Origin of the sequence: Ruminococcus sp. MCC718, from assembly GCF_018783905.1 — a bacterium.
GTDB lineage: Bacteria > Bacillota > Clostridia > Lachnospirales > Lachnospiraceae > Hominisplanchenecus > Hominisplanchenecus faecis.
The window spans coordinates 1-23,011 of the sequence record NZ_WQNP01000095.1 but is presented as its reverse complement, the minus strand read 5'-3'; the positions used below and the strand labels follow the sequence as shown (position 1 = coordinate 23,011).

At 40.9% G+C, this 23,011-nt stretch carries 20 protein-coding genes; 15 read left to right on the top strand and 5 right to left on the bottom strand.

Going from position 1 to position 23,011, the window contains the following annotated elements:
* The first annotated feature begins 9 nt into the window (after window positions 1-9).
* On the top strand, window positions 10-1,875 hold the full coding sequence (locus GPK60_RS08780) for a glycosyltransferase (RefSeq protein WP_215659348.1): 1,866 nt from the start codon (window positions 10-12) through the stop codon (window positions 1,873-1,875).
* Between the two features lie 63 nt (window positions 1,876-1,938).
* Here GPK60_RS08780 and glf read toward each other — a convergent pair whose 3' ends face one another.
* Window positions 1,939-3,036 (bottom strand): UDP-galactopyranose mutase, encoded by a 1,098-nt coding sequence (glf, locus tag GPK60_RS08775; RefSeq protein WP_215659346.1) that lies wholly within the window; start codon window positions 3,034-3,036, stop codon window positions 1,939-1,941.
* A gap of 242 nt (window positions 3,037-3,278) precedes the next feature.
* Between glf and GPK60_RS08770 the strand changes: the two genes are divergently transcribed.
* From GPK60_RS08770 to GPK60_RS08755, 4 genes are read left to right on the top strand one after another with little or no spacing between them, the layout of a single operon-like run.
* Window positions 3,279-5,117 (top strand): hypothetical protein, encoded by a 1,839-nt coding sequence (locus GPK60_RS08770; protein ID WP_215659344.1) that lies wholly within the window; start codon window positions 3,279-3,281, stop codon window positions 5,115-5,117.
* Entirely contained in the window at window positions 5,118-5,960 is an 843-nt protein-coding gene (locus GPK60_RS08765) for a DUF5685 family protein (RefSeq protein ID WP_346727750.1), read from the top strand. It abuts the gene before it with no gap.
* Complete coding sequence (locus tag GPK60_RS08760; protein WP_173896318.1) at window positions 5,953-6,627, top strand: DnaJ domain-containing protein; 675 nt, start codon at window positions 5,953-5,955, stop codon at window positions 6,625-6,627. The genes GPK60_RS08765 and GPK60_RS08760 overlap by 8 nt, the downstream gene beginning before the upstream one ends.
* Before the next feature lie 21 nt (window positions 6,628-6,648).
* Window positions 6,649-6,906 (top strand): hypothetical protein, encoded by a 258-nt coding sequence (locus GPK60_RS08755; protein ID WP_022119674.1) that lies wholly within the window; start codon window positions 6,649-6,651, stop codon window positions 6,904-6,906.
* On the opposite strand, the gene GPK60_RS08750 is transcribed toward GPK60_RS08755, so the two are convergent.
* The 3 genes from GPK60_RS08750 to GPK60_RS08740 all read right to left on the bottom strand — a co-directional run bounded on the left by GPK60_RS08750 (window position 6,896) and on the right by GPK60_RS08740 (window position 9,782).
* Entirely contained in the window at window positions 6,896-7,921 is a 1,026-nt protein-coding gene (locus GPK60_RS08750; RefSeq protein WP_215659342.1) for a C39 family peptidase, read from the bottom strand. The two genes, GPK60_RS08755 and GPK60_RS08750, sit on opposite strands and share 11 nt — an antisense overlap.
* Before the next feature lie 90 nt (window positions 7,922-8,011).
* Window positions 8,012-8,572: a shikimate kinase gene (locus GPK60_RS08745; protein ID WP_215659340.1), complete on the bottom strand. Its 561-nt coding sequence runs from the start codon at window positions 8,570-8,572 to the stop codon at window positions 8,012-8,014.
* A gap of 205 nt (window positions 8,573-8,777) precedes the next feature.
* Window positions 8,778-9,782 (bottom strand): ABC transporter substrate-binding protein, encoded by a 1,005-nt coding sequence (locus GPK60_RS08740; protein WP_215659332.1) that lies wholly within the window; start codon window positions 9,780-9,782, stop codon window positions 8,778-8,780.
* Window positions 9,783-9,983: 201 nt separating this feature from the next.
* On the opposite strand from GPK60_RS08740, the gene GPK60_RS08735 reads away from it, so the two are divergent.
* Both GPK60_RS08735 and GPK60_RS08730 read left to right on the top strand, forming a co-directional pair.
* Window positions 9,984-10,907: a sugar phosphate nucleotidyltransferase gene (locus tag GPK60_RS08735; RefSeq protein WP_173865876.1), complete on the top strand. Its 924-nt coding sequence runs from the start codon at window positions 9,984-9,986 to the stop codon at window positions 10,905-10,907.
* 157 nt (window positions 10,908-11,064) lie between these two features.
* Window positions 11,065-11,352 (top strand): YerC/YecD family TrpR-related protein, encoded by a 288-nt coding sequence (locus GPK60_RS08730; RefSeq protein WP_022119817.1) that lies wholly within the window; start codon window positions 11,065-11,067, stop codon window positions 11,350-11,352.
* A 52-nt stretch (window positions 11,353-11,404) separates the two neighbouring features.
* Here GPK60_RS08730 and GPK60_RS08725 read toward each other — a convergent pair whose 3' ends face one another.
* Entirely contained in the window at window positions 11,405-12,013 is a 609-nt protein-coding gene (locus GPK60_RS08725) for a DUF1836 domain-containing protein (RefSeq protein ID WP_022119818.1), read from the bottom strand.
* Window positions 12,014-12,405: 392 nt separating this feature from the next.
* Here GPK60_RS08725 and GPK60_RS08720 point away from each other — a divergent pair, with 392 nt between their 5' ends.
* From GPK60_RS08720 to GPK60_RS08685, 8 genes are all read left to right on the top strand, one after another.
* On the top strand, window positions 12,406-13,095 hold the full coding sequence (locus GPK60_RS08720; RefSeq protein ID WP_215659330.1) for a phosphatase PAP2 family protein: 690 nt from the start codon (window positions 12,406-12,408) through the stop codon (window positions 13,093-13,095).
* Window positions 13,096-13,107: 12 nt separating this feature from the next.
* Window positions 13,108-15,333: a DNA helicase PcrA gene (pcrA, locus tag GPK60_RS08715; protein WP_215659328.1), complete on the top strand. Its 2,226-nt coding sequence runs from the start codon at window positions 13,108-13,110 to the stop codon at window positions 15,331-15,333.
* A gap of 108 nt (window positions 15,334-15,441) precedes the next feature.
* The gene (locus GPK60_RS08710) at window positions 15,442-15,690 is read left to right on the top strand and encodes a hypothetical protein (protein ID WP_022119821.1); all 249 of its coding nucleotides are present in this window, start codon (window positions 15,442-15,444) and stop codon (window positions 15,688-15,690) included.
* Window positions 15,653-15,910 (top strand): hypothetical protein, encoded by a 258-nt coding sequence (locus GPK60_RS08705; RefSeq protein ID WP_147632583.1) that lies wholly within the window; start codon window positions 15,653-15,655, stop codon window positions 15,908-15,910. Before GPK60_RS08710 ends, GPK60_RS08705 begins: the two co-directional genes overlap by 38 nt.
* On the top strand, window positions 15,897-17,366 hold the full coding sequence (gene rlmD / locus GPK60_RS08700) for a 23S rRNA (uracil(1939)-C(5))-methyltransferase RlmD (RefSeq protein WP_215659326.1): 1,470 nt from the start codon (window positions 15,897-15,899) through the stop codon (window positions 17,364-17,366). Before GPK60_RS08705 ends, rlmD begins: the two co-directional genes overlap by 14 nt.
* Window positions 17,367-17,509: 143 nt before the next feature.
* Window positions 17,510-17,881: a TnpV protein gene (locus tag GPK60_RS08695; RefSeq protein WP_215659324.1), complete on the top strand. Its 372-nt coding sequence runs from the start codon at window positions 17,510-17,512 to the stop codon at window positions 17,879-17,881.
* Between the two features lie 116 nt (window positions 17,882-17,997).
* Complete coding sequence (locus tag GPK60_RS08690; protein WP_215659322.1) at window positions 17,998-21,261, top strand: serine/threonine-protein kinase; 3,264 nt, start codon at window positions 17,998-18,000, stop codon at window positions 21,259-21,261.
* A gap of 10 nt (window positions 21,262-21,271) precedes the next feature.
* Window positions 21,272-22,717: a hypothetical protein gene (locus GPK60_RS08685; protein ID WP_215659320.1), complete on the top strand. Its 1,446-nt coding sequence runs from the start codon at window positions 21,272-21,274 to the stop codon at window positions 22,715-22,717.
* The last annotated feature ends 294 nt before the right edge of the window (window positions 22,718-23,011 follow it).

Here is a 23,011-nt window from a genome sequence, read left to right as displayed (position 1 = left end):
GAGGCCATTTTGTCAGGTTCAATCAAAAAAATCATTAAGAAAATTCCTTTTGTGGGCAGTTATGTGAAGAAAGTCCAGACAGAAAAAAAGGAAGAAGAACAGAAACAAAAGCTGGAGAAAAAAAGGCTGGAACTGCAAAAAGAGCAGGAACGCATCAAAGTATGGCTGAAAAGTGAAAAGCAGAACGCTCCGGATAAAAACAGTCGGAAAATTTCTGTCATTGTGCATCATCATACAGGCGAGGAGCAGCTGCAGAAGCTGAAAGAGAATTTTAAAGAAGCAGCAGCCGGCCTGGAGTTTGAAGTGTTTACGGCAGACATTGAATCAAAACAAAACACCTCATTTGCCGAATTCTGCAACGAAGCCGCAAGAAAAGCAACGGGTGAGTATCTGTTTTTTCTGGATGAAAGCGTACGGCTGGCATCCGAATGTCTGAATGCCATGCTGCTTGCAGCAGAACAGAACGAGAAGGCCGGGGCTGTGGGAGCAAGGATTCTCTATCCTGAATCTGAGAAAGCCATTTCAAAGTTCGCTGCGGTGAAGAGCTGCGGCATTGCCTTTCACAAAAAAAAACGCAACAAAACCTGGTACTGGCAGCCGTATGATCTTCTGGCAGGCGAGGAGACTCTGGAGGTGGATCTTCAGCCGTCCGTTCAGAAGGCTGTCCGTGTGGATGTGATGCTTGTTTTGCGGGAGCGTTTTCTGGAAGTACGTGGTTTTGATCCGGCTTACCAGTCCATCCATGTAAAAAAAGATGAGTTTTCAGAGACAGACCTCTGCCTGAAACTTTCAAAAGCCGGATATCAGAATCTTCTGGCACCGGCTGCACTTGCTTTTCAGAGTGTAGAAGAAAAGAGCAAACCGGATCAGGCAGAAAAGGATCGAAGACTTTATAATCTATATGTTTATCAGGGAAAATGGCAGAGCTGTCTGACACGGATGTTTTCTGAGACAGAGGATAAGCCGATTGTGCCGGATCCGAAAAAGATTGATATTTGTGCACCGATGCCGGATGACGAAAACAAAAAGTTCTGGGGAGATTATCATTATGCCCTGGCAATGAAAAAGGAGCTGGAGAAGCACGGCTATCAGGTGGATGTACGCCCTTATCAGAGATGGTATGAAAGCACAGACAGTGCCGTTACGATTGCTCTGCGTGGAAACCGGCCATATTATCCGAAAGAAGAGATTGTACAGAAAAATATCATGTGGAACATTTCGCATCCGGCTGATATTCCACAGGGAGAATACGAACGGTTTGATCTGGTCTACTTTGCATCGGAAAAACTGTGCAGAAAATGGGAAAACGAATTAAAAACAAAATGCGATGTGCTTTTGCAGTGTGCAGATCCGGATGTGATGAAGAGTACTGCCGGCGAAAAGAAATACGATCTGCTCTTTATCGGCAATTCCAGGCGTGTTTACCGTCAGATCGTGCAGGATGCCCTGACACTGGATTATCCGCTCACCATCTACGGAAGACACTGGGAAGCATTTGAAGAAGCACAGAAGTGTGTCAGAGAACCATACATGCCAAACGATCAGGTTGGTCAGGCATACCGTGATGCGAAGATCGTGCTCAATGACCACTGGGATGATATGAAAGAAACCGGTATTGTCTCCAACCGCCTGTTTGATGCACTGGCAGCAGAAGCGTTTATCATCAGTGATGAGATGCCGGAGATCGAGGAGATCTTTGAAGGAACGGTTGTCACTTACAAAGACTGCAAAGATCTGAAAGAAAAAGTGGATTATTATATGGAACATCCAAAGGAAGCAGAAAAACTCGCCGAAAGAGGCCATCAGCTTGTGCTGGAAAAGCATACCTTTGCAAAAAGAATGGACAAACTGGTGCAGGATCTTTCCGGTCTTTAAGGAGAAACAGAAAAACAGCAGCCATTGCTTTGAAGCGATGACTGCTGCTTTATTAAGTAAATATCAGGAAAGTTCTGCATCGGCACAGTCGAGTGCGGCAGCGATGACCTGATCCATATCGTAATATTTATAATTGCCAAGTCTTCCGCCAAAAATCACACGCTCTTTCTTTGTAGCCAGTTCCTGATATTTGGCTGCCAGAGCGGAGTTTTTGGAATCATTGATCGGATAATACGGTTCGATGCCCGGTTTCCATTCCGAAGAATATTCTCTGGAGATGATGGTGAATGGCTGTGTGCCGAATGTAAAGTGTTTGTGTTCGATGATGCGTGTATAAGGAACTTCACGGTCAGTGTAATTTACCACGGCATTTCCCTGATAATTGTCACATTCCAGACGTTCTTCCTCAAAACGTACGGAACGATATTCCAGAGATCCGTAGCAGAATCCGAAATATTCATCCAGCATACCGGTAAATACCGTCTTGTGTGCCAGGGCGGAGAGTTCTTCTTTATGGGCAAAATAGTCGGTATTTAAGCGGATATCTGCACCGGAGAGCATTTTTTCTACAATGGCTGTGTAGCCTTCAACCGGAATGCCCTGATAGCGGGAGTTGAAATAATTATTATCATAAGTAAAACGAAGCGGAAGACGCCTGATGATAAAGGAAGGCAGTTCCCTGCAGGAGCGTCCCCACTGTTTTTCTGTGTATCCTTTGATCAGCTTTTCGTAGACATCCGTTCCGACCAGAGATAAAGCCTGTTCTTCCAGGTTCTTTGGCTCTGTGATGCCAAGATCTGCGATCTGTTCGGCAATTTTGGCTTTTGCCTGAGCCGGTGTCTGGATGTTCCACATTTTACTGAAGGTGTTCATATTAAAAGGAAGATTATAAAGCTCATCTTTATAGATGGCTACCGGTGAGTTGATGTAGTTATTAAACTCAGAAAACTGGTTGATATAATCCCAGATTTTACGGTCAGAAGTATGGAAAATATGGGCACCATACTGGTGGACATGGATTCCGTCTACATTTTTACAGTAAATATTTCCTGCGATGTGATTTCGCTTTTCTACAACAAGGCAGGATTTTCCATGTTTTTTTGCTTCATGAGCAAAAACGGCACCAAACAGTCCGGCACCGACAATCAGGTAATCGTACATAGTATACTCCTTTGGTTATGATATAGTCGTTATCCTGGGGAAATTGCGTTCACCCAAATCTTAAACAGAGTGTAACATAAAAGCAGAAAGTTGTAAAGAAAAGCAGAATACTTGATATTGAGTGTAAAAATGTGCTATACTCGTGAAGCAAAAGAAATTCACGTATCAGGTTTTGCGTGTATTTGATTGAATAAAGGCGGTGTTACCGAGAAATGAAAAAAAATAAGGGGAACCTGTGCAGAATGTTGCGATTCTGTATATGGTACTGCATGATAGTCGGAGTGATATGGGGGGTATGTCATCCGCTGAGAGTTCATGCAGATATTTATGATGCATCAGATCTGATCTATGCAGACTGGGAGGCAATCGGTGAGCTGGAGACTTCTTCAGCAAGAGGATGGCCCCAGTCTATTTGTGTTACGGACAAGTATATTGTATGTCTGATCAACGGGGCAGCAGCGGAAGCAATCCCGGATACGCTGATCGCGTTTAACAAAGACGATTACAGTTATGCGTTTGAAGTAACGGAACGAGATTATGAGCATGGAAACGGCATGACTTACAATAGTAAGACCAATGAGATCTACGTGATGCCGGGACCATGTCTGGATAAGGAAAATGAAGGCAATATTTATGTGGTAGATGCGGATACACTGCACTGGAAACGGACCTTTCAGTCCTCCAGCGGGCAGAATTTCGGCGGGATCGAGTATCTGGAAAGTACCGATCAGTACGTGGTATCAGGCGGAAACGGAAGTAAGTTCCGTCTGATGAACTCGGATTTTGAGATTCTGAAAATCATCGCTCCGAGAACCAAACCGGCAGGATCAACGTATCAGGATTTCTGTGTGACAGGGGATTATATTATCTCGCCGTGTTATGACGGAGAGAGTAAAGTAGATAATTATTTTGTTATCTATTCCCTTTCCCAGGGAGAATATCTGAATACGTTTTATGCGGATCTTCCGGGCGATGATGAGAAAAAGGAAATCGAATCCCTCTGTGAGATCGAGCCGGGCAAAATTATGCTTGGTGTGGGGATTAGCAATCCAAGAAGAGTCCGCCTTTATGTGGCAACGCTGCGTGCAGCTTATGACATCACTGCATCGGCAAAAAACGGAACGATCAGTGCCAGTGAGGAGACGGTGGAGGGCGGAACCGACTATCAGGTAAATTTTCAGCCGAATGAACATTATGAGCTGTCACAGCTGATCGTAGACGGAGAACAGGTAGAAAGTGATCCGAAACAGACAGAATACACGTTCCGTGCGGTGTCCGGTAATCATTCGGTGCAGGCGATTTTTACAGAAATTCCACAGTATAAGATAAAAACAAAGGTGATTGACGGTAAGATTGATGAGACAGCGAGTGTTTACCGGGATGAAGACTGGACAGTATCTTATAAACCAAAGAAACACTATGAACTGAGCAGCATCTGGATTGACGGAACAAGCATCAATATTGAAAATGCGAAAGACAGTTATACGTTTACCAATATTCAGGGCAAACATGATATTCGTGTGAAATACACGGAGATTCCGTCCTGGGCGATCAGTACCAGTGTCAAAAACGGAACCATATCAGACAGCATACGCAAAGCGTACCGCGGCAGCAGCCATACGATCCAGTTTGAAGGAAAGAAAGATTATGTGCTTTATGAAGTCAAAGTGGACGGCGTAAAAGTGGATAAAAAGCAGTTTACGGATTCGTATACTTTTGCAGATATCAGCGGTGCACACAACATACAGGTTGTATACATATGGAAATATCTCTGGGTATGTGCCCTTCTGGGAGCAGCATTTGCAGCATTTCTGATCTTCTATATCCGCATCCGTATCATCCGGAGAAAGAAAAGAAAGAAACGTCAGGAAGAGAGAGAACTGCGGGCTAAGGAGCTGGCTGCAAGAGAACTTGCGGAAAATGAAAACGCAGATGATATCACAGAAAATGCAGAGAATATGACAGAAACTGCCGATGATAGTACAGAAGATACAGAGGATATGACACAAACTACAGATGATCATACGGAAGATGCAGTCAGTGAAGAAAAGATAACAGATTCAGAAGAAACAGGAGAGTAGGTGAAGTCACTGTTTGGATATATCATTGTCAATAAGCCGGAGATGAAATTCAAAGAATTTGATCTTTACCATGCATATTACTGCGGGTTGTGCCGGTCGTTAAAAAAATGTTATGGCATGGCAGGTCAGATCAGTTTAAGTTATGACATGACCTTTCTTGCCATGCTGCTCACCGGGCTTTATGAGCCGGAGGAAACATGCAGCCGGGAAAGGTGTGTGGCACATCCACTGTCCAGACATATGGCGATCGAGAATATTTTTACAGAATACGCAGCCGATATGAATGTTCTGCTTACCATGTACAAGTGTGAGGATGACTGGCAGGATGAGAAAAAGTTTGGCAGGCATCTTTACGGAAACGTACTGAAAGTAAAAAGCATAAAAAAGAATCCATATCCGGAAAAGGCAGAAAAGATCAAAGCCTGTCTGGAAAGTCTTTCGCAGAAAGAAAAGGAAAATGTCCAGGATATCGATACGATGTCGGGGCTTTTTGGTGAGATCATGGCAGAACTTTTTGCTTATCAAAAAGATGCGTGGGAGCAGCTGCTGCGAAAAATGGGCTTTTATATGGGCAAGTTTATTTATCTTCTGGATGCTTATGAAGATGTTGAAGAAGATAAAAAGAAGCAGAATTATAATCCTCTGGCGATTTACAGCAAAAAAGCGGATTTTGAAGAATTTGCAGGGCATTTGCTGACCATGATGATCGCAGAGGCGTCCAGAGCCTTTGAACAGCTTCCGATTTTGAAAAATGCAGAGATACTGCGAAATATCTTATATTCCGGTGTCTGGTGCCGATACGAAATGATCAAAGAAAAACGCAGACAGAAAGCAGATGAATGATCCATATCAGATTTTAGGTGTTTCAAGGAATGCAACCGATGACGAAATAAAGAAAGCATATCGCAGCCTCAGTCGAAAGTATCATCCGGATGCCAATCTGGATGATCCAAAAGAGGCGGAAGAAAAGTTCAAGGAAGTACAGCAGGCTTACCAGCAGATCATGCAGGAGAGAAGTTATGGCGGCAGTGCAGACGGAAACGGTCAGGGAGGCTATAACGGAGCTCCGTTTGGCGGATTCTGGCAGTACGGTGGCTTCAACACGCAGCAGAGGCAGGAAACCCAGGAAGATACGCACATGCAGGCAGCAGCAAACTATATCAATAACGGGTATTATCAGGAGGCACTCAATGTTCTTAGCGGGATCTCAAGCCGCAATGCCAGATGGTATTACTTAAGTGCACTTGCAAATTCCGGAGTCGGAAATAATGTAAAAGCACAGGAAGATATCAGTGAAGCAGTACGCCTGGAACCGAACAATTTCCAGTATCAGAGCTTAAAACAGCGTCTGGAGGGCGGTACCGGCTGGTATCAGAAACAGAGTACCGTGTATGGAAGACCGGATTTCTCCGGCCAGGACTGGTGCATGAAGATGTGTCTGCTCAATCTGCTCTGCAACTGCTGCTGCAACAGAGGTATGTGCTGCGGTACACCGATAGGATATCGATGATCAGGAAAAGAGGGATTTTAAGTGATTGATCTGACAGGATGTGTGTCCATTCCGTATTTTAAGAAAACCGTGTTTACGGGAAGTGATGGAAAAATGAGATATCTGCTCGGAAAAGCAGAAGAAAACGAAGAAACGGTTCTGAAAGCGTGGTACTGGGAAGGACCTTATGCCAGCATGTATGTGCCGGAGGAGAAAAAAACGGCCGCAGTTTTTCCGTTTTCAGAAGAAGGAATCAGCCAGGCGGTTGCCTGGCTGAATGAAGCTGCGGTTAATTTTTAGCAAAATACCACATATTTTTAATCTGACCGGAAATCTCCTGGAAAGTGTAAGTCTGGGAAGTGCGTACTTTGCTGGCAGGATCATGTACCGTAAAAGCACCGTCCTGATAACCGGTCAGTACAATGAAATGTCCGGTCGTGGTAAAAATACCAGGTCCCATGCTGCAGATGATCGGACAGCCGACCGAAAGTACATTGATCATGGCATTTTCATCAAGCCCGAGAATGCTTCCGCTGAGCCCAAAATGCTCTACACCATTGGTCATCAATTCCCATTTAGTGTCCAGATTTTCATCCAGATAGCCATTGGAACTTGCATAATCTGCAACGACGGCAGGCGTAATGGAAGCATCCTGCAAAAGACCGCTGATCACCATGGAAAGGGCGGTCGGACCGCATCCGCTGACTGCAATGATCGTTTCCGAACCGTAAGGGGCATAGCCCCAGCGTTCATCCCACTGAATCAGGGCAGGGATCTCACCGGTTACAAAGTCATCTCCGATGCTTTTGGCAGCGGCATTTTTATGTTTTTTCGGATAATCCAGCACAAAATCCAGCATTTCGCTGTTTTTGGAAAGTGCTTTCAGCAGCGATTTCGGATAACGGGAAGGATCTTTTAAGATCTTTTTTAATTTGGGCAGATCCGCAGACTGCTGCTGCAGCAGACCAAGATAATCATCCGCAGAAACAGGGGTTGTCTCAGATACATCCGTTGTCTGGGACTGCTTTTTTTTCTTTTTCTGTGCTTTTTCGGTTGCTGCTGCGGTTTCCGTGTCCGGATCGTTTCGGCTGGCCGTTTCCAGAGCAGCAGAAGATGCTGCCTCAGAGAAACGTTCCGATACGTTACCGGAAGTGGCAGTCTGTTTCTGCTGATGAACGTAAGTCAGAAGGCCAAGCCCGGTAAACATCAGGATTACACCAACGCCCAGAAGAATACTGAGGCGTATGATGTGAAGCTGCCGTTCTCTCTGCTGTTGTCGCAGCTGACGGTATTTTTCTCTGTCTTGTGTATCCATAAATTGATCTCCTCTTTGTAAACAGTATATCGCTTTTTGGACAGAAAATCTTCAACACAATGTAAACAATTTACGAAAAAAGCAGAAATATCAGGAAATCATACCTTCTTTTTCCAGAATTTCCAGAATCTCTTCTGCAATCTCTGCGGATGTTTTCTGATCCGTTGCCACCTGGTAATTAGCGGCTGCTTCATAAGCAGGTCTGCGTTTTTCAATCAGGGCTTCGATGTCTGCTGTGTTTTTGCGGCCTTTTAAAAGCGGGCGGTTTTCATCGTCTGCCACTCTTTCAAGGATGGTTTCCGGAAGAGCAGTGAGCAGGACGATGATGCCGCTTTTTTTCATTTCACGAACATTTTCTTCCCGCATGGCGGCACCGCCGCCGCAGGAAACGAGAAAACCGCCAAGAGCTGAAGTTTCTTTCAGAAGATCTGTCTCAAGCTGACGGAAATAAGCTTCTCCGTGTTCAGAAAAGATAGCAGGGATGGACATACCTTCCCGTTTTTCAATTTCCTCATCCATCTCAAGAACCGGCCGGTGAAGTATCCTGGAAAGTTCAGCTGCGATCGTGGACTTTCCGCTTCCCATAAAACCGATCAGAAATAAATTTCCGGTAAAAGATTCTGCCTGTGTTTTTGTATTTGCTGCTGTCATATAAACTCCTTTGTACTGTACAAAATCAATTCTGACGTCTGCAGTTTCAGTTGGATGTACGCTAGGATGCACGGAGATTCTGTCAGGTAAATGTCAGCAGAGCTGACCAGAATTGCGTGCCAGGTCTTACGTGCACTCGACTTGAAAAAACAGACATCACATTGGCACAATTATAACACGTAAGTGCAAGTCTATCCAGTCAAAATCAGTGGCTTGCGGCTTTTTTTGCAAAGTCTGTGGTCACGAGCTGTTCATAAGGGACTTTTTCACTCAGCTCACCGGCACTTTCCAGAATGTCAGAAAGCAGCAGGAAACTGTCTTTTTCAAAAATCAGAGAATCTTTCCAGGTATCCTGTTCCTGATAACGTTTGACGATGGCGGTCAGTGTCTCCATGTCGGTATCATCAAACTGCGGTTTGATCACCTGTGCGATTTCAGCAGGCGTGTGGGCATGCACATAATCCATACCTTTTTGCAGAGCATTGGTGAATCCCTGGATGATCTGAGGTGATTCTTTCAGATAACTGGATTTTGCACAGTAAGCTGTGTAAGGAACATAGCCGGAGTCAACGCCGAGCGAAGCAACAACATAGCCGCTGCCTTCCTGTTCCAGGGCCGTGGCAGACGGTTCGAACTCGACGGTGTAATCACCCTGTCCGCCGGAGAAAGCGGCAGCAGTAGAACCAAAATCGATACTCTGGTCAATGGAAAGATCTGTTGCCGGATCAAGGTTATTCTTTTTCAGAATATACTCAAAAACCATTTCCGGCATGCCGCCTTTTCGACCGCCAAGTACTTTTTTGCCTTTTAAGTCCTGCCAGGAAAAATCAGGATCCTCTTCTCTGGCTACCAGAAAGTTGCCGGCACGCTGAGTCAGCTGAGCAAAGTTGACAACGGAGTCTTTGGCTCCTTCGGCATAGGCATAGATCGTTGCCTCAGCTCCCATAAAGCCGATGTCTGCCTCGCCAGAAAGTACGGCTGTCATGGTTTTATCTGCACCAAACCCGGTGACAAGATTCAGATCTATTCCTTCTTCGGCAAAATAGCCTTTCTGTATGGCAACATATTGAGGGGCATAAAAAATGGAATGTGCTACTTCGTTCAGGGTTACTTTGGAAAGCGTTTCACCGGAAGGATGTTTTTTGCAGCCGACAAGTGCGAGCAGTGCAAAAAGGATCAGGAAAGATAAGAGAAATGATTTCTTTTTCATAAAAACTCCTTTCTTTTTCTAACTGTAATATATGAGAAAGAAAAAGAAAGGTGCATTTGCATTCGGATTGAAGATTTTCAGCTCCTGTGTTACAATACGAAAAGAGGTGTCGCAATCAATGCTTTCCAGGTTCGGCATCCGGAGCATGGGTTTGAAATTTTATCAGAAAATAAAACGACAAGAGGCAAGGAGGAACATACAATGAAAAAACCGATTCTGGTAATTATGGCAGCAGGAATGGGAAGTCGATATGGTGGTTTAAAGCAGATCGATCCGGTCGATGCACAGGGACACATCATTATGGATTTTTCGATTTATGATGCAAAAAGAGCAGGATTTGAGGAAGTTGTATTTATCATAAAAAAAGAAAATGAAGCAGACTTCAGAGAGAGTATCGGAAACCGCATGAGTAAAATTATGAAGGTCTCCTATGTATACCAGGAACTTTCCAATCTTCCGGAAGGATTTGAAGTGCCGGAAGGAAGAGTGAAACCGTTTGGTACCGGCCATGCGATCCTCAGTTGTATCGATGCGATCAGCGGTCCGTTTGCGGTGATCAATGCAGATGATTATTATGGTGTTCATGCATTTCAGGAGATTTATGATTTCCTGTCCACACATCAGGATGATGATAAATATCGTTATACCATGGTGGCATATAAAGTCGAGAATACTTTGACAGAAAACGGTCATGTGGCGAGAGGAGTCTGCACAACAGATGAGCAGAATCATCTGGTTGCGATCCATGAGCGTACGCATATTGAAAAACGTGGTGATCAGACGGAATACACAGAAGACGATGGACAGACCTGGACTGTAATCCCGGAAGGTTCCCTGGTTTCCATGAATATGTGGGGATTTTCTGCAAGTATTCTGAAAGAACTGAAAGAACGTTTTCCAGTATTCCTGAAAAAAAATCTGTCGGTGAATCCGATGAAATGCGAATATTTCCTGCCGGAGGTAGTCAGTAACCTGCTTTCAGAAGGAAAAGCAACGGTAGAAGTTCGTAAATCACTGGACAAATGGTATGGCGTTACCTATAAAGAAGACAAACCGTTTGTCGTAGCGGCAATCCAGTCTTTAAAGGATCAGGGTCTGTATCCGCAGAAGCTCTGGGAGGAGTAAAAGTATTAAAAAAGGATAAAATCAGCTGAAATCGTGTACAGGAGAGGCGGTAACTCTTTACACTATAAGTTTAATGTGCTAAAATGGAAAAAGTGATATTTCAGGTGTGGCTTACGTCAGAAAACACAAAAAGAGCAAAAAGTAAAGGGGTTACGTCATGAGTAAGAAAATCAGAACAGAGGCAGTGGACAGTCTGTTTGAGGCTATTTTGAGTCTGCAGGATAAGGAAGAATGTTATGCATTTTTTGAGGATGTATGTACCGTAAATGAGCTTCTTTCTCTGTCACAGAGATTTGAAGTGGCAAAGATGCTTCGTGAGAAACGTACTTATCTGGAAATCGCAGAGAAGACAGGAGCTTCCACCGCAACGATCAGCCGTGTGAACCGTTCTCTGAATTATGGAAATGATGGTTACGAAATGGTGTTTGACCGAATGGGCAAATAAGAGACAAAAAGAGCTGTATGGTTCGTGTCAGAAGACACGAACCGTACGGCTCTTATTTTTTCTTCAGAAAATCCGGTGCAGGTAGTTGGTCGATCAGACGTTCGATCATTTGCTTTTTCAGGTAGACATCGAAACTCAGCATGCAGATAAAAGAGAACTGCCGTAAGAAATCCTGCTCTTCTTCGGATGCATCGGAAAAACTGTTCTGAGAAGTACTGTACAGGCGACGTACCGTGTCTTTCAGAACATCCACCTGCGATTTTTCCAGTTCCATGACTTCGTTGTAAATAGATTCCAGATTGTAACCGTCTTCCTTCTGAAAATATTTTCCGGTCAGAGGTTCCATTAAAGTCTGAATATCAGTAATAGAAAGGAAAGATTTGAAATAATAAATAAAGAGCATCAGAAGCATATGTTCTCTGGAATACTTTTTCTTTTCCGGCGGTGGAAGCAGATGATTTTTTGCATAGTTGTTGATCATGGTCTTTGTTAAGATCTTATCGCTTGGATAACGTCTGGTGGAAGCCAGATGAGAATCCATGAAGGTGGTTACCTGATCCATATATAACTGTATATCGGGAATATCCTCGGACTTCACGTAATCAATACGGTCAAGACTGTCGAGAATACTCTCCAGAAGCTGGTCTGTGTTGATTGTCATTGCAGTATCCTCCAAAATCCGCCCTGCGGGCTTCTTTTTCATGTTTTTGCATAAAAGTAGTACAAGATAATATCAACGGATTGCTCCGTGCGTCGCACTTCCACAATCCTTTCTACGCTCCATATCGGGGCGGAGCCAAAGATCTTTCATCCACTTATGAGCAAGATCATGTGGAGTTAGACCTTTTGATCCTGGCATTATCGTATTACATTATATAGTTTTTAAAACCAGATGACAAGGGCTTTGATAAAAAATATCAAAAGATAATCTGATGAATTATTTAATTTTTCTTAAAATAAAATAATTGGGTTGACATTTTGCATTCATGCTGGCACTATATCTGTTATGAGAAAACACCCGTTTTAGAATACTTGTAAGAAAGAATTTGAAATGTGAAAAGGGAGGTAATCATTATAAAAGAGATCATAGCCAGGAAGAAAACACTGCTTTGCAGAGTGGCGGTGATTTTAGGCTTTTGTATTTTTTATCTGTCAGGTTTTTCATGGCTGGAGAACAGGCATGTTTCCGGCATACATATTACTGCCTGTGCTTTGGATTATAAGATTCCGTTTCAGGAGATTTTTATCATACCATATTTATTATGGTTTGTTTATATTGCGGCGACGGTGATTTATTTTCTGTTGCACGAGGATGAGAATTTTAATGCACTTGCTGGGACACTGGCTCTTGGTATGACACTTTTTCTGGTTGTATCTGCCATTTATCCAAATGGACTGAACCTGCGTCCGGTGACGTTTGAAAGGGACAATATTTTCATCAGGCTGGTGCAGTTTGTTTATAAGAACGATACGCCGACCAATGTACTGCCAAGTATTCATATATACAATTCACTTGCTGCCTTTATGGCAATCAAAAGAAGCAAGCTTGCCCGGAAACAAAAAGGTTGGGCATGGGGCACTGGTATTCTGACGGTTCTGATTATTTTAGCTACTGTATTTTTGAAACAACATTCGATGTTTGATGGAGTCTGTGCTTTGGCACTGTACGTTGTTACAGATAAACTCTGCTATGGTGTGAATACGGAAACAGAGCGGAGCAAAGTACGAAATCAGTTAATTTAGGTGGAGGAAATTATGAGTGTATATGACACACTGAACGATAAACAAAAAGAAGCGGTCTTTCATACGGAAGGACCGCTTCTTGTACTGGCGGGAGCCGGTTCGGGAAAGACACGCGTGCTGACACATCGCATTGCCTATCTTATGGAAGAAAAGAAGGTAAAGCCATGGAATATTCTGGCGATCACGTTTACCAATAAGGCAGCCGGTGAGATGCGTGAGCGTGTGGATAAGTTAGTCGGAGATGCCGCTGGAAAGGTTTGGGTTTCTACCTTTCATTCAGCATGCGTTCGGATTTTGCGACGGGACATTGGATGGATCGGATTTGACACCAATTTTGCGATCTATGACACTGAAGATCAGAAAAGCCTGATGAAAAGTGTCTGCAAACAGCTTCAGGTGGATACCAAGCTTTATAAAGAACGGGCACTGATGTCCGCGATTTCGGCAGCGAAAGATGAACTGGTAAGTCCGCAGGAGTTTGCACTTCGGGCACAGGGAAATTTCCGTCAGGAGGCGGTCGCAAGGGTTTATGCAGAATATCAGAGACAGTTAAAAAGCAGCAATGCTCTGGATTTTGATGATCTGATCATGAAGACTGTGGAACTGTTCCAGGCAAATTCCGATATTCTGAATGAATATCAGGAGCGTTTCCGTTATATTATGGTGGATGAGTATCAGGATACCAATACGGCACAGTTTAAGCTGGTCAGTCTTCTGGCAGCAAAATACCGTAATCTCTGTGTGGTTGGTGATGATGATCAGTCGATCTATAAATTCCGCGGAGCAAATATCCAGAATATTCTCGGATTTGAAAAAACATTTCCGGATGCGACAGTGATCAAGCTGGAGCAGAATTACCGTTCGACGCAGAACATTTTAAATGCGGCAAATACAGTGATCGCCCACAATAAAGGACGAAAAGAAAAGAAACTGTGGACGGCAAACGGGGAAGGCGATAAAGTCCGGGTACGCAGTTTTATGTCTGCGTATGATGAGGCAGAGATCATTGTCGGAGAGATTGCTGCAAAAGTACGAAATCAGGATGCCCAGTACGGAGATTTTGCGGTTCTTTATCGTACCAATGCTCAGTCACGTATATTTGAAGAAAAGTTTCTGATGGCGAATATACCGTATAAGATCATTGGAGGTGTAAACTTCTATGCCAGAAAAGAGATCAAAGATCTGCTGGCATATTTAAAAACCATTGATAATGCAAGGGATGATATCGCCGTAAGACGTATCTTAAATGTACCAAAGCGTGGGATCGGTGCGACGACGATCAACCGTGTGCAGGAATATGCAACGGAACAGAATGTCAGCTTTTATGAGGCACTTTCTGAAATTTCAAAGATTCCGGGCGGCGGAAGGGCAGCTGCCAAAATTGAGAGTTTTGTGACGTTGATCCGCACGCTGCGGACACAGGAAGATTATTTCAGTGTACAGGAGCTTTTGCAGGAAGTGATCGACCGGACCGGTTATGTAAAAGAACTGGAAGCAGAAGGCACAGAAGAAGCAAGGGCACGTATTGAAAATATCGATGAACTGATCAACAAAGCAGCTTCCTATGAAGAAGATGCACAAGAGCCATCACTGGAAGGTTTTCTTTCGGAAGTGGCACTAGTTGCCGATATCGACAGTATGGATGCCGATGCCGGAAGAGTGATTCTGATGACGCTGCACAGTGCCAAGGGACTGGAATTTCCGCAGGTTTATCTGACCGGTATGGAAGATGGGCTTTTTCCAAGTTATATGTCGGTGGATTCGGAGGATCCGGATGCTCTGGAAGAGGAGCGGAGACTTTGCTATGTTGGCATCACAAGAGCGATGCAGGATCTTACTCTGACACATGCGAAAAAGCGTATGACGCACGGAGAAACACATTACAACCGTCCGTCCAGGTTTCTAAACGAACTTCCGGAAGAGCTGTTGAAAAAAGAGAAACGGGAAGAGCCAAAGGAGCAGGAGCCGAAGCCGCGTGTTCAGACCTCTTTCATGCAGGCAAAGAGCATTTTTCAGACAAAGGCTTATGACAGTGTGTTTGATCTGAAAAAAGGAATGCCGGCAAAAGCAGGCAGTCTGGACTATGCCGTTGGAGATACCGTTCGTCATATCAAATTCGGCGTTGGCATCGTAGAGAAGATTGAAGATGGCGGCAGAGACTATGAAGTGACGGTGAATTTTGAAAAATGCGGCGTCAAAAAAATGTTTGCTGCTTTTGCAAAATTAAAGAAATTATAAAAAAGAAGAATTATTCAGATTTTTATAGTATTTTCACCGAAAAAGTGATATACTTATCGGAGAAAGAAAGGTGTCTGTCAGAAGGCAGACAGGAAAGGACGTGTGCATATGAACAAACTGGATGAATTAAAAGATCTGATCACTGCATTACAGAAAAAAGAAGAAGAAAAACAGAAAAATACCGTACTTCTGGTTCTGGCAGTTCTTGGTGCTGTAGCAGCCGTTGCAGGTATTGCTTATGCAGTTTACCGTTACTTTACACCGGATTATCTGGATGATTTTGATGACGATCTGGATGATGATTTCGACAACTACTTCGATGATGAAGACGAGGAAGACAAAGAAACGGAAGAATAATCATAACGGTTCCGTACCGGTCGAAGCACTTGTTGCAAAGGCCGTAAAACATGACACAGGTGTATCGCATGGAGGTGCAGAAAATGTACCTCCATGTTTTCTGTTAAAGATAAAACAGATGTTTCACAGAAATGCTGGTGAATCAAGAACAGAAAAGTATCAGCCGGCGATGAATCAGACAAAAACAGATAACATAAGGAGCGAAGATGAAAAAAGGTGAAATTTACGAAGGCGTGATTGAAAAGATTGATTTTCAGAATAAGGGACGTGTGAAGATCAAAGATACCACGGTCACCGTAAAAAATGGGATTCCGGGGCAGAAAGTAAGATTTATGATCAACAAAAAACGCGGCGGCCGTGTGGAAGGCAGACTTCTGGAAGTGTTGGAAAAGTCAGATCTGGAAAAGAGAGATCCTCTCTGTAGTATTTTTCCGTCATGCGGCGGCTGTATGTATCAGACTATGCTCTACGAAGAGCAGCTGAAAATGAAAGAAGAGCAGATCAAAAAACTGTTTGATGATGCGGTGGATTATGAATATACTTTTGAGCCGATCAAAGGAAGCCCGATCGAGTTTGCATATCGCAACAAAATGGAATTTTCTTTTGGGGATGAATACAAAGACGGGCCATTGTCACTTGGACTTCATAAAAAAGGCAGCACATATGATGTGTTAAATGCAGAAGACTGCAAGCTGGTACACGAAGACATGGACAAAATCCTTAGCTGCGTGCTTCACTATTTCCGTGAACGCGGGGTTTCTTATTATCACAAAATGCAGCACACAGGTTATCTGCGTCATCTGCTTTTAAGACGCGGCAGCAGGACCGGTGAAATACTCGTCAACCTTGTCACCACAAGCCAGGAAGAATACGACCTTGAGCCATTAAAAGAAGCACTTCTGGCACTGAATCTGGAGGGAAGCATTGTCGGTATCCTGCATATCATTAACGACTCTCTGTCAGATGTCGTAAAAAGCGATGAGACAAGACTTCTGTATGGTCAGGACTATTTTTATGAGGAGCTGCTGGAACTGCGTTTTAAGATCACACCATTTTCCTTCTTCCAGCCAAACTCCAGAGGAGCTGAGATTTTGTATCAGACGGTCAGAGAGTACATCGGAGATACCAAAGACAAAGTGGTCTTTGATCTCTACAGCGGAACCGGAACGATCGCTCAGATCGCAGCGGCTGTTGCAAAACAGGTGATCGGCGTGGAGATCATACCGGAGGCAGTGGAAGCGGCAAAAGAGAATGCAGCGATGAACGGCATCACAAACTGCACTTTTCTTGCGGATGATGTGCTGAAGGCACTCGATTATATTACAGAAAAACCGGATCTGATCATTCTGGATCCGCCAAGAGACGGCGTACACCCGAAAGCACTGCCGAAGATTCTGGATTACGGCGTGGAACGCATAGTCTATATTTCCTGCAAACCGAGCAGTCTTGCAAGAGATCTGGCAATGTTTGAGGCAAAAGGCTACCGCATGGAAAAGTGCGTGGCAGTCGACCAGTTTTGTCAGACGGTGCATGTGGAGACGGTTGTTCTTTTGTCCCAACAAAAACCAGATGACACGATAGAGATCGACTTAGACCTGGACGAGCTGGATGCCACCAGTGCCGAGTTGAAAGCAACCTATCAGGATTTCTCAGGTAAAACGCAAATGTGGAATTGAAGTGGGAGAAAACTATAATCTTCCAAAATCAGAAAATGCAAGAGTTCCACAATGCCCGAAAGAGAAAGAAGATGCTATCAAGGCTGCCCTGAAATATTATGCGATGATCTAAGGACATCGCTGATTTCAAGGAGGAATAACATATGAAAAGCACATTTGAAAAAATGGGTGGAACTTACACACTTGGCGCAGACGGAATTTACTATCCGAATCTTGTCAGTACAGATGAAGAACCGCATTATGGGAAATACGGAATGTTGCGGAAAACATATCTGAAAGAGCATCGTCCGGCAATGTATTCTATGTATATGTTGGAAGACAGACTGACAGAACATCTGAATGCGGTGGACGATGAAGTGCAGGAGCGGATGGATATTCTGGTGCGTCAGATGATGGAGAGGCAGGGCATTACGGAAGAATTGAAAGCTTGTGACCAGATGGAATGGGTCAGAGCGGTAAATAATGTCCGGAATGCTGCAGAAGAGATTGTGTTAAAAGAATTGATTTACAGGTAAACAAAGAGCTGAACAGGTGCAGAGACTAATCTGACTTGTTCAGCTTTTATAATATATGATATTATAAGTGAAAGTGATATAATATGTTCATAATTTTTCTTTTAAGGAGCGTAACGATGAGTACATTTAGAGATTGGGAAGCATATAAGAGATTAAAGAATCGAGCGGATACAAATTCTGTAGTGGATGTATTGAAAAATAAAAGCACAGGGGATTTAATTGTTAGGAAAATAATATATGGAATCGAACAGCCTTTGTATCAAGCTGTGTTCACAAGGGAAATGCGTGCTTTGTATAAACTGAATAAATGTTCGAATATTGTTAATATATTGGGAGATGATTATTTAGTTATATCAACAACCAAGGAAAAGGTTGGAGTAATTTATTTAGAATATATAAACGGAATAGAATTAGGAAAATCATCTATTGAAAATTTTTCTGCAAAAGAGCGATTTTCAATAATAAAACAATTATTAGATGCCATTGAAATATCACATTCCAATGGGATTATCCATCGAGATATTAATCCTAATAATATCATGCTTACCGACGATAAACAGGTCAAGTTAATTGATTTTGGCATATGTAAAATCAATGATATGATCAATTCAGCAACAGTATATAAACTAGGGACTAATGCCTACTCAGCTCCTGAAGTTCATCAACATAGTGAAAATGCAACTGAAAAAAGTGATTTATATTCGCTTGGTGCGGTAATTTATTTCCTTTTTACCGGTCAGCAACCTCCATTAGCAGTACAGTTTCAGGATGTATTGAATAGAACTAGTGGAATGGATGTTTCATTAAAGCCGATATTAAAAAAATTAGTTGCGGAAAATCCTGATGACAGATATGAAAATGTTTTTGAATTGAGAGCTGATTTTTCAAAACTATTTACACGCTTTTTGAATTTGGATAAAACAATTATTTTGACAGCGGCATACGAACGAATAAAGGAATTGAGAAACCTTAAATTATTACCACAGTCAATAAACATTAAAATGGCAACCGAAACGTATATGCCAGAGAACTTTTTAGATTTGTATGCATTTTGTAGAAAAGAAGAATCAAATGAGAATGAAGAAACGATGATTTACATCTTCTTAGGATTTAATTTTCAGGCAGAATGTGTGTTTGATGATGAGCAAAGCGTGTTTGACGTTGTAAAATTTAGAAAGATTCCTCCAATTGATCGTGATAGACTTAAGAAAAGATTTGCTAAAATTGAGGGTGAAATAAGATTTGTAGATAAAAGAATTGCACATAGAGAATTGAAAAACGATAGTTTCGAAATAAAAAACATTATCTATGATTATTACGAAAATTATATGTCAAACAATAATGTTGATTGTGAATATAAGGAAAAGTATGGAGTATGGAGAGATTTATTAGAATTAATAAGAGAAGATATCGAGAAAAATGTTGTAAGATTACCATATGATTCTTATGAAGTAAAGAATAATCTTTTAAGATTTAAGCTTAAAAAGGGCACTTTTATAGATGAAGAACGTTTGAATAAAGAACAAGTATTTGTTTATGAAAAAAAAGTCGGAAAAAAGAAAGATAAAATAAAGCCTGTGACAGTAGGTACTTATGAAAATGATATTTATGAGAAAAATCATGTAGTTTTAGAAATAAATAAGCAAGGAACAATAGGATTGCCAGCAAGCGGTTTTATTTGTTTAGATTATAGGAAAGATAAAATTAATGTTGAAAGACAGTTAGATGCTTTAAATGTTCTGGAAAAAGAAGATTATCAGTGCTCTTTTAATTTGAAGAGAATAATTTCAGGTGTGGAGCCCCCGTCTGTAAATGTTATTTCGAAACCGATACATATGTTTAATGAGAAATTAGATTTTCCACAAAGGACTGCGATAAAAAAAGCATTAGATGCAGATTCTATAGCAATTATTCAAGGTCCTCCAGGAACAGGAAAAACGAATGTTATTATCGAAATTATTTTACAAATACTGAAAGCAAACAAAAAGAATCCAGATGTTGAACCTAAGAAGGTGTTACTAGTTTCTCAATCGCATCCAGCAGTAGATAAAATGTTAGAAGATTTAATTAGGGAAAGTGACGAAAGACCTGATTTGCTTCGTATTGGAAGAGATGAAAAATTAAATGAGGAAATAAGAGAAGAGTATTCTATTAATGATGTGAAGGAAAAATGGTATCAAAATGTTAGAAGAATATGTAATGATTATACTAAAAATGCACTTGAGGAAATTGGAATTCCAGAAGAAGAGTTTGACAAATATTTTTTGAAATTGGAAAATTCAAAAGTGGAAAACATGGATTTTTCAGTAGAAGATAAATTGTTTGTTGAAAATTTTATAAAAAAAACAAAAGGGGTAAAGTCAGAAAGGACAAGAAAAATACTGGAGATTCAGAGAGAATGGACAGAACAATTAAAAAAGTGTGATGAAGTAGAACTTTATATCATTAAAAGTACGGTAATTATTGCTGGTACATGTACAGGATTTGTGTCAAACAGGATTATACGTGATGTTGAATTTGACTATGTTATTGTAGATGAAGCAGCTAAGGCAACGTTTCCTGAATTAGCAGTTTCGTTAAATAAGGCACATAAAATTATATTGGTAGGTGATCATCAACAACTACCACCTGTTTTAGATACTGAAATAATTAGAAATAATAAGGAAAAACTTGATGAGGAGGAGTTGGTGCAAGGTATTTTTGAAAGAATGTATAATATGTTTCCAGAGGATAATAAACATCGTCTTACTATACAATATAGAATGCACCCAACTATTGGTACGTTGATTAGTCATGTGTTTTATAATGATGAGATCCAAAATGGAGTAGAGGCGCAGGATAGAGAATTGAGTATAGAAGGATATGAGGGAATTGCAATTGAGTGGATTAGTACATCCAAGTATTCGACAAAAGAGCGGTATGAAAAGGAATTTGATAATAATGGAAAAAAATCATATCAAAATTATCTTGAGCGAAATATTATTGAACGAAAACTATTGGAATTAGATTCTAAACTTGTCAAAAGGACTAAGGTTGCAGTAATTACAGGATATGGATCGCAAAAGTACATTTTGCAAACAATGGTAAAACAACATTCCTTTAAGCATATTGAGGTTGACGTAGATACTGTAGATGCATTTCAAGGTAGCCAAAAAGATATTATTCTGTATTCTACTGTTAGAAGTAGTGGAAACAAATACGGTATTGGCTTTTTGAAATCAGAAGCTAGAATTAATGTTGCATTTTCTAGAGCAAGATGCTTGTTGATTATTGTTGGAGATATGAAATTTCTTGATAATTATAAAATCAGAGGAAATAAATTTCCTGAAATCATCAAATATATTACAGAATCTGAAGGGTGTCGCATTATAGAAAAGTAGGAGAAAAGAAATGAAACAATTAGTAGCAGCAGTATCGAGAAAACTTCCTCGGGAGTTAAAAAATTTTCATTTAATTAAAAGACAGAGTATATTTATTCCGTATTGTGAAATAGGTATTACCTGTTTAACAAAGGAAGTAACAGAAATAAATTTGTTTTTTGAAACAATATTAAAACTAATTGATATCGAAGTGGCTGATGTATATGAGATATCTGCAATTATGGGGGTGGAGTTTAAATTATTAAAAGAAGCCATAGTAGATATGATTGAACAGAAGTATATTATCACTTCACAGAATAAATTGATTATGACACCTAGGGGGCGAAAAGCTTTAGCGGATAGAAAACAGGTTACTATTCGTAAAAGAAATATAAATGAACTTTCTGTAAATATGATTACGGGTAATATTGAAGAAAGTGGAAAAAATGCATTTGCAAAGCCTTCTAAGAGGGATCTTTGTTTAAGTGAAGAACAAACAATTACAAAAGATTATTTAGAAAGCAATTATGCAATTATAAATGAGATATATCAGCGAAATCAGATCGAATCAAATATTTTTAACACGAAAATTTTACAGAGAGAGTTGTATAAGATATTAGATATTGCTTATGAGAAACTGTATTATGTGAAAGATGAACTTTTTATTTATAAAAATGATGATTCAGAAGATTATGAGTTTATTATTAAAGGTGACATTGGAGAAAGATACCAGAATAGCTTTTATCATCAAGTACGAGACGTGGTATATTCAGGGATGGAAAACTTTTTTGAAAGAGATTGGGATTTTTCGAAAAATCACTATGATAAAGGGCTTGTCACTCAGGAAGATAGGCAATATACAAAGAGTTTAATTGAAAAATTAAATGGAAGTGAAATTATTTCAGATGAATTAGTAGACCAATATATACATACCCGAGCATTAATTGATGAGAAAGAATTAGAAGCTATATTTTCATGTAATCAAGAATTTGATTATCAAGGAATAGTTATTTCTTGTGAAAGATTGAAAAAATTACTAAATCCAGAGATTGTTTCTGCATTAAATGCAATATCTAAGAAAAGAATCTGGTTGTTATATGATCCAAAAGAATATAATGTAAATAAAATTCTTGAACAAAATTTTGGAGATAAAATAAAGAAAAAAGAAGTGTCTGTATCAGAAAACGAGAGAATAAGCGAGCAATTTATATGCTTCTATCCTAATATTCTGGTTGAGTATGTAGAGAAGACGGAAAAAGTTTTTGATAGACCGATTACAATTTTTGAAGGGCGAATAGAATTTGATTCAGATGTTATTAAAAACAAGATAGATAAAATAATAGATGAATATGAAATATCGTTTTCGTTATCTGAACCAGAACCGGAGAAAATGGGAAAGAACAAATATAATAAACATACAAAGAAAGGTATAGCTCATACTTATAAAAAGTACAAATATAAAGAGAAAAATAAATAATATACAGTACATAAAAATGCGTATACCTGATCAGTAAAATATTTATGAATATTCCTGTTAGGTATACGCAAAATCTGATTAAATGTTCATGGCTTTTGAGATATTTTTCACTATTTTGGGGGGGATCTACAATCTTGTTCCCAGTTTTAAATCCATACGTCTTTTTAAAAAGAACTCATTTTTGAACGAGAGATTTGTAAGAACATATTATCTGTGAATATTACGGTGCGGCAGAGCCGCCAGTCCGGTGTGGCGAGAGCCACCTGTCCGGACTAACGGAGCCACCCCATTTTG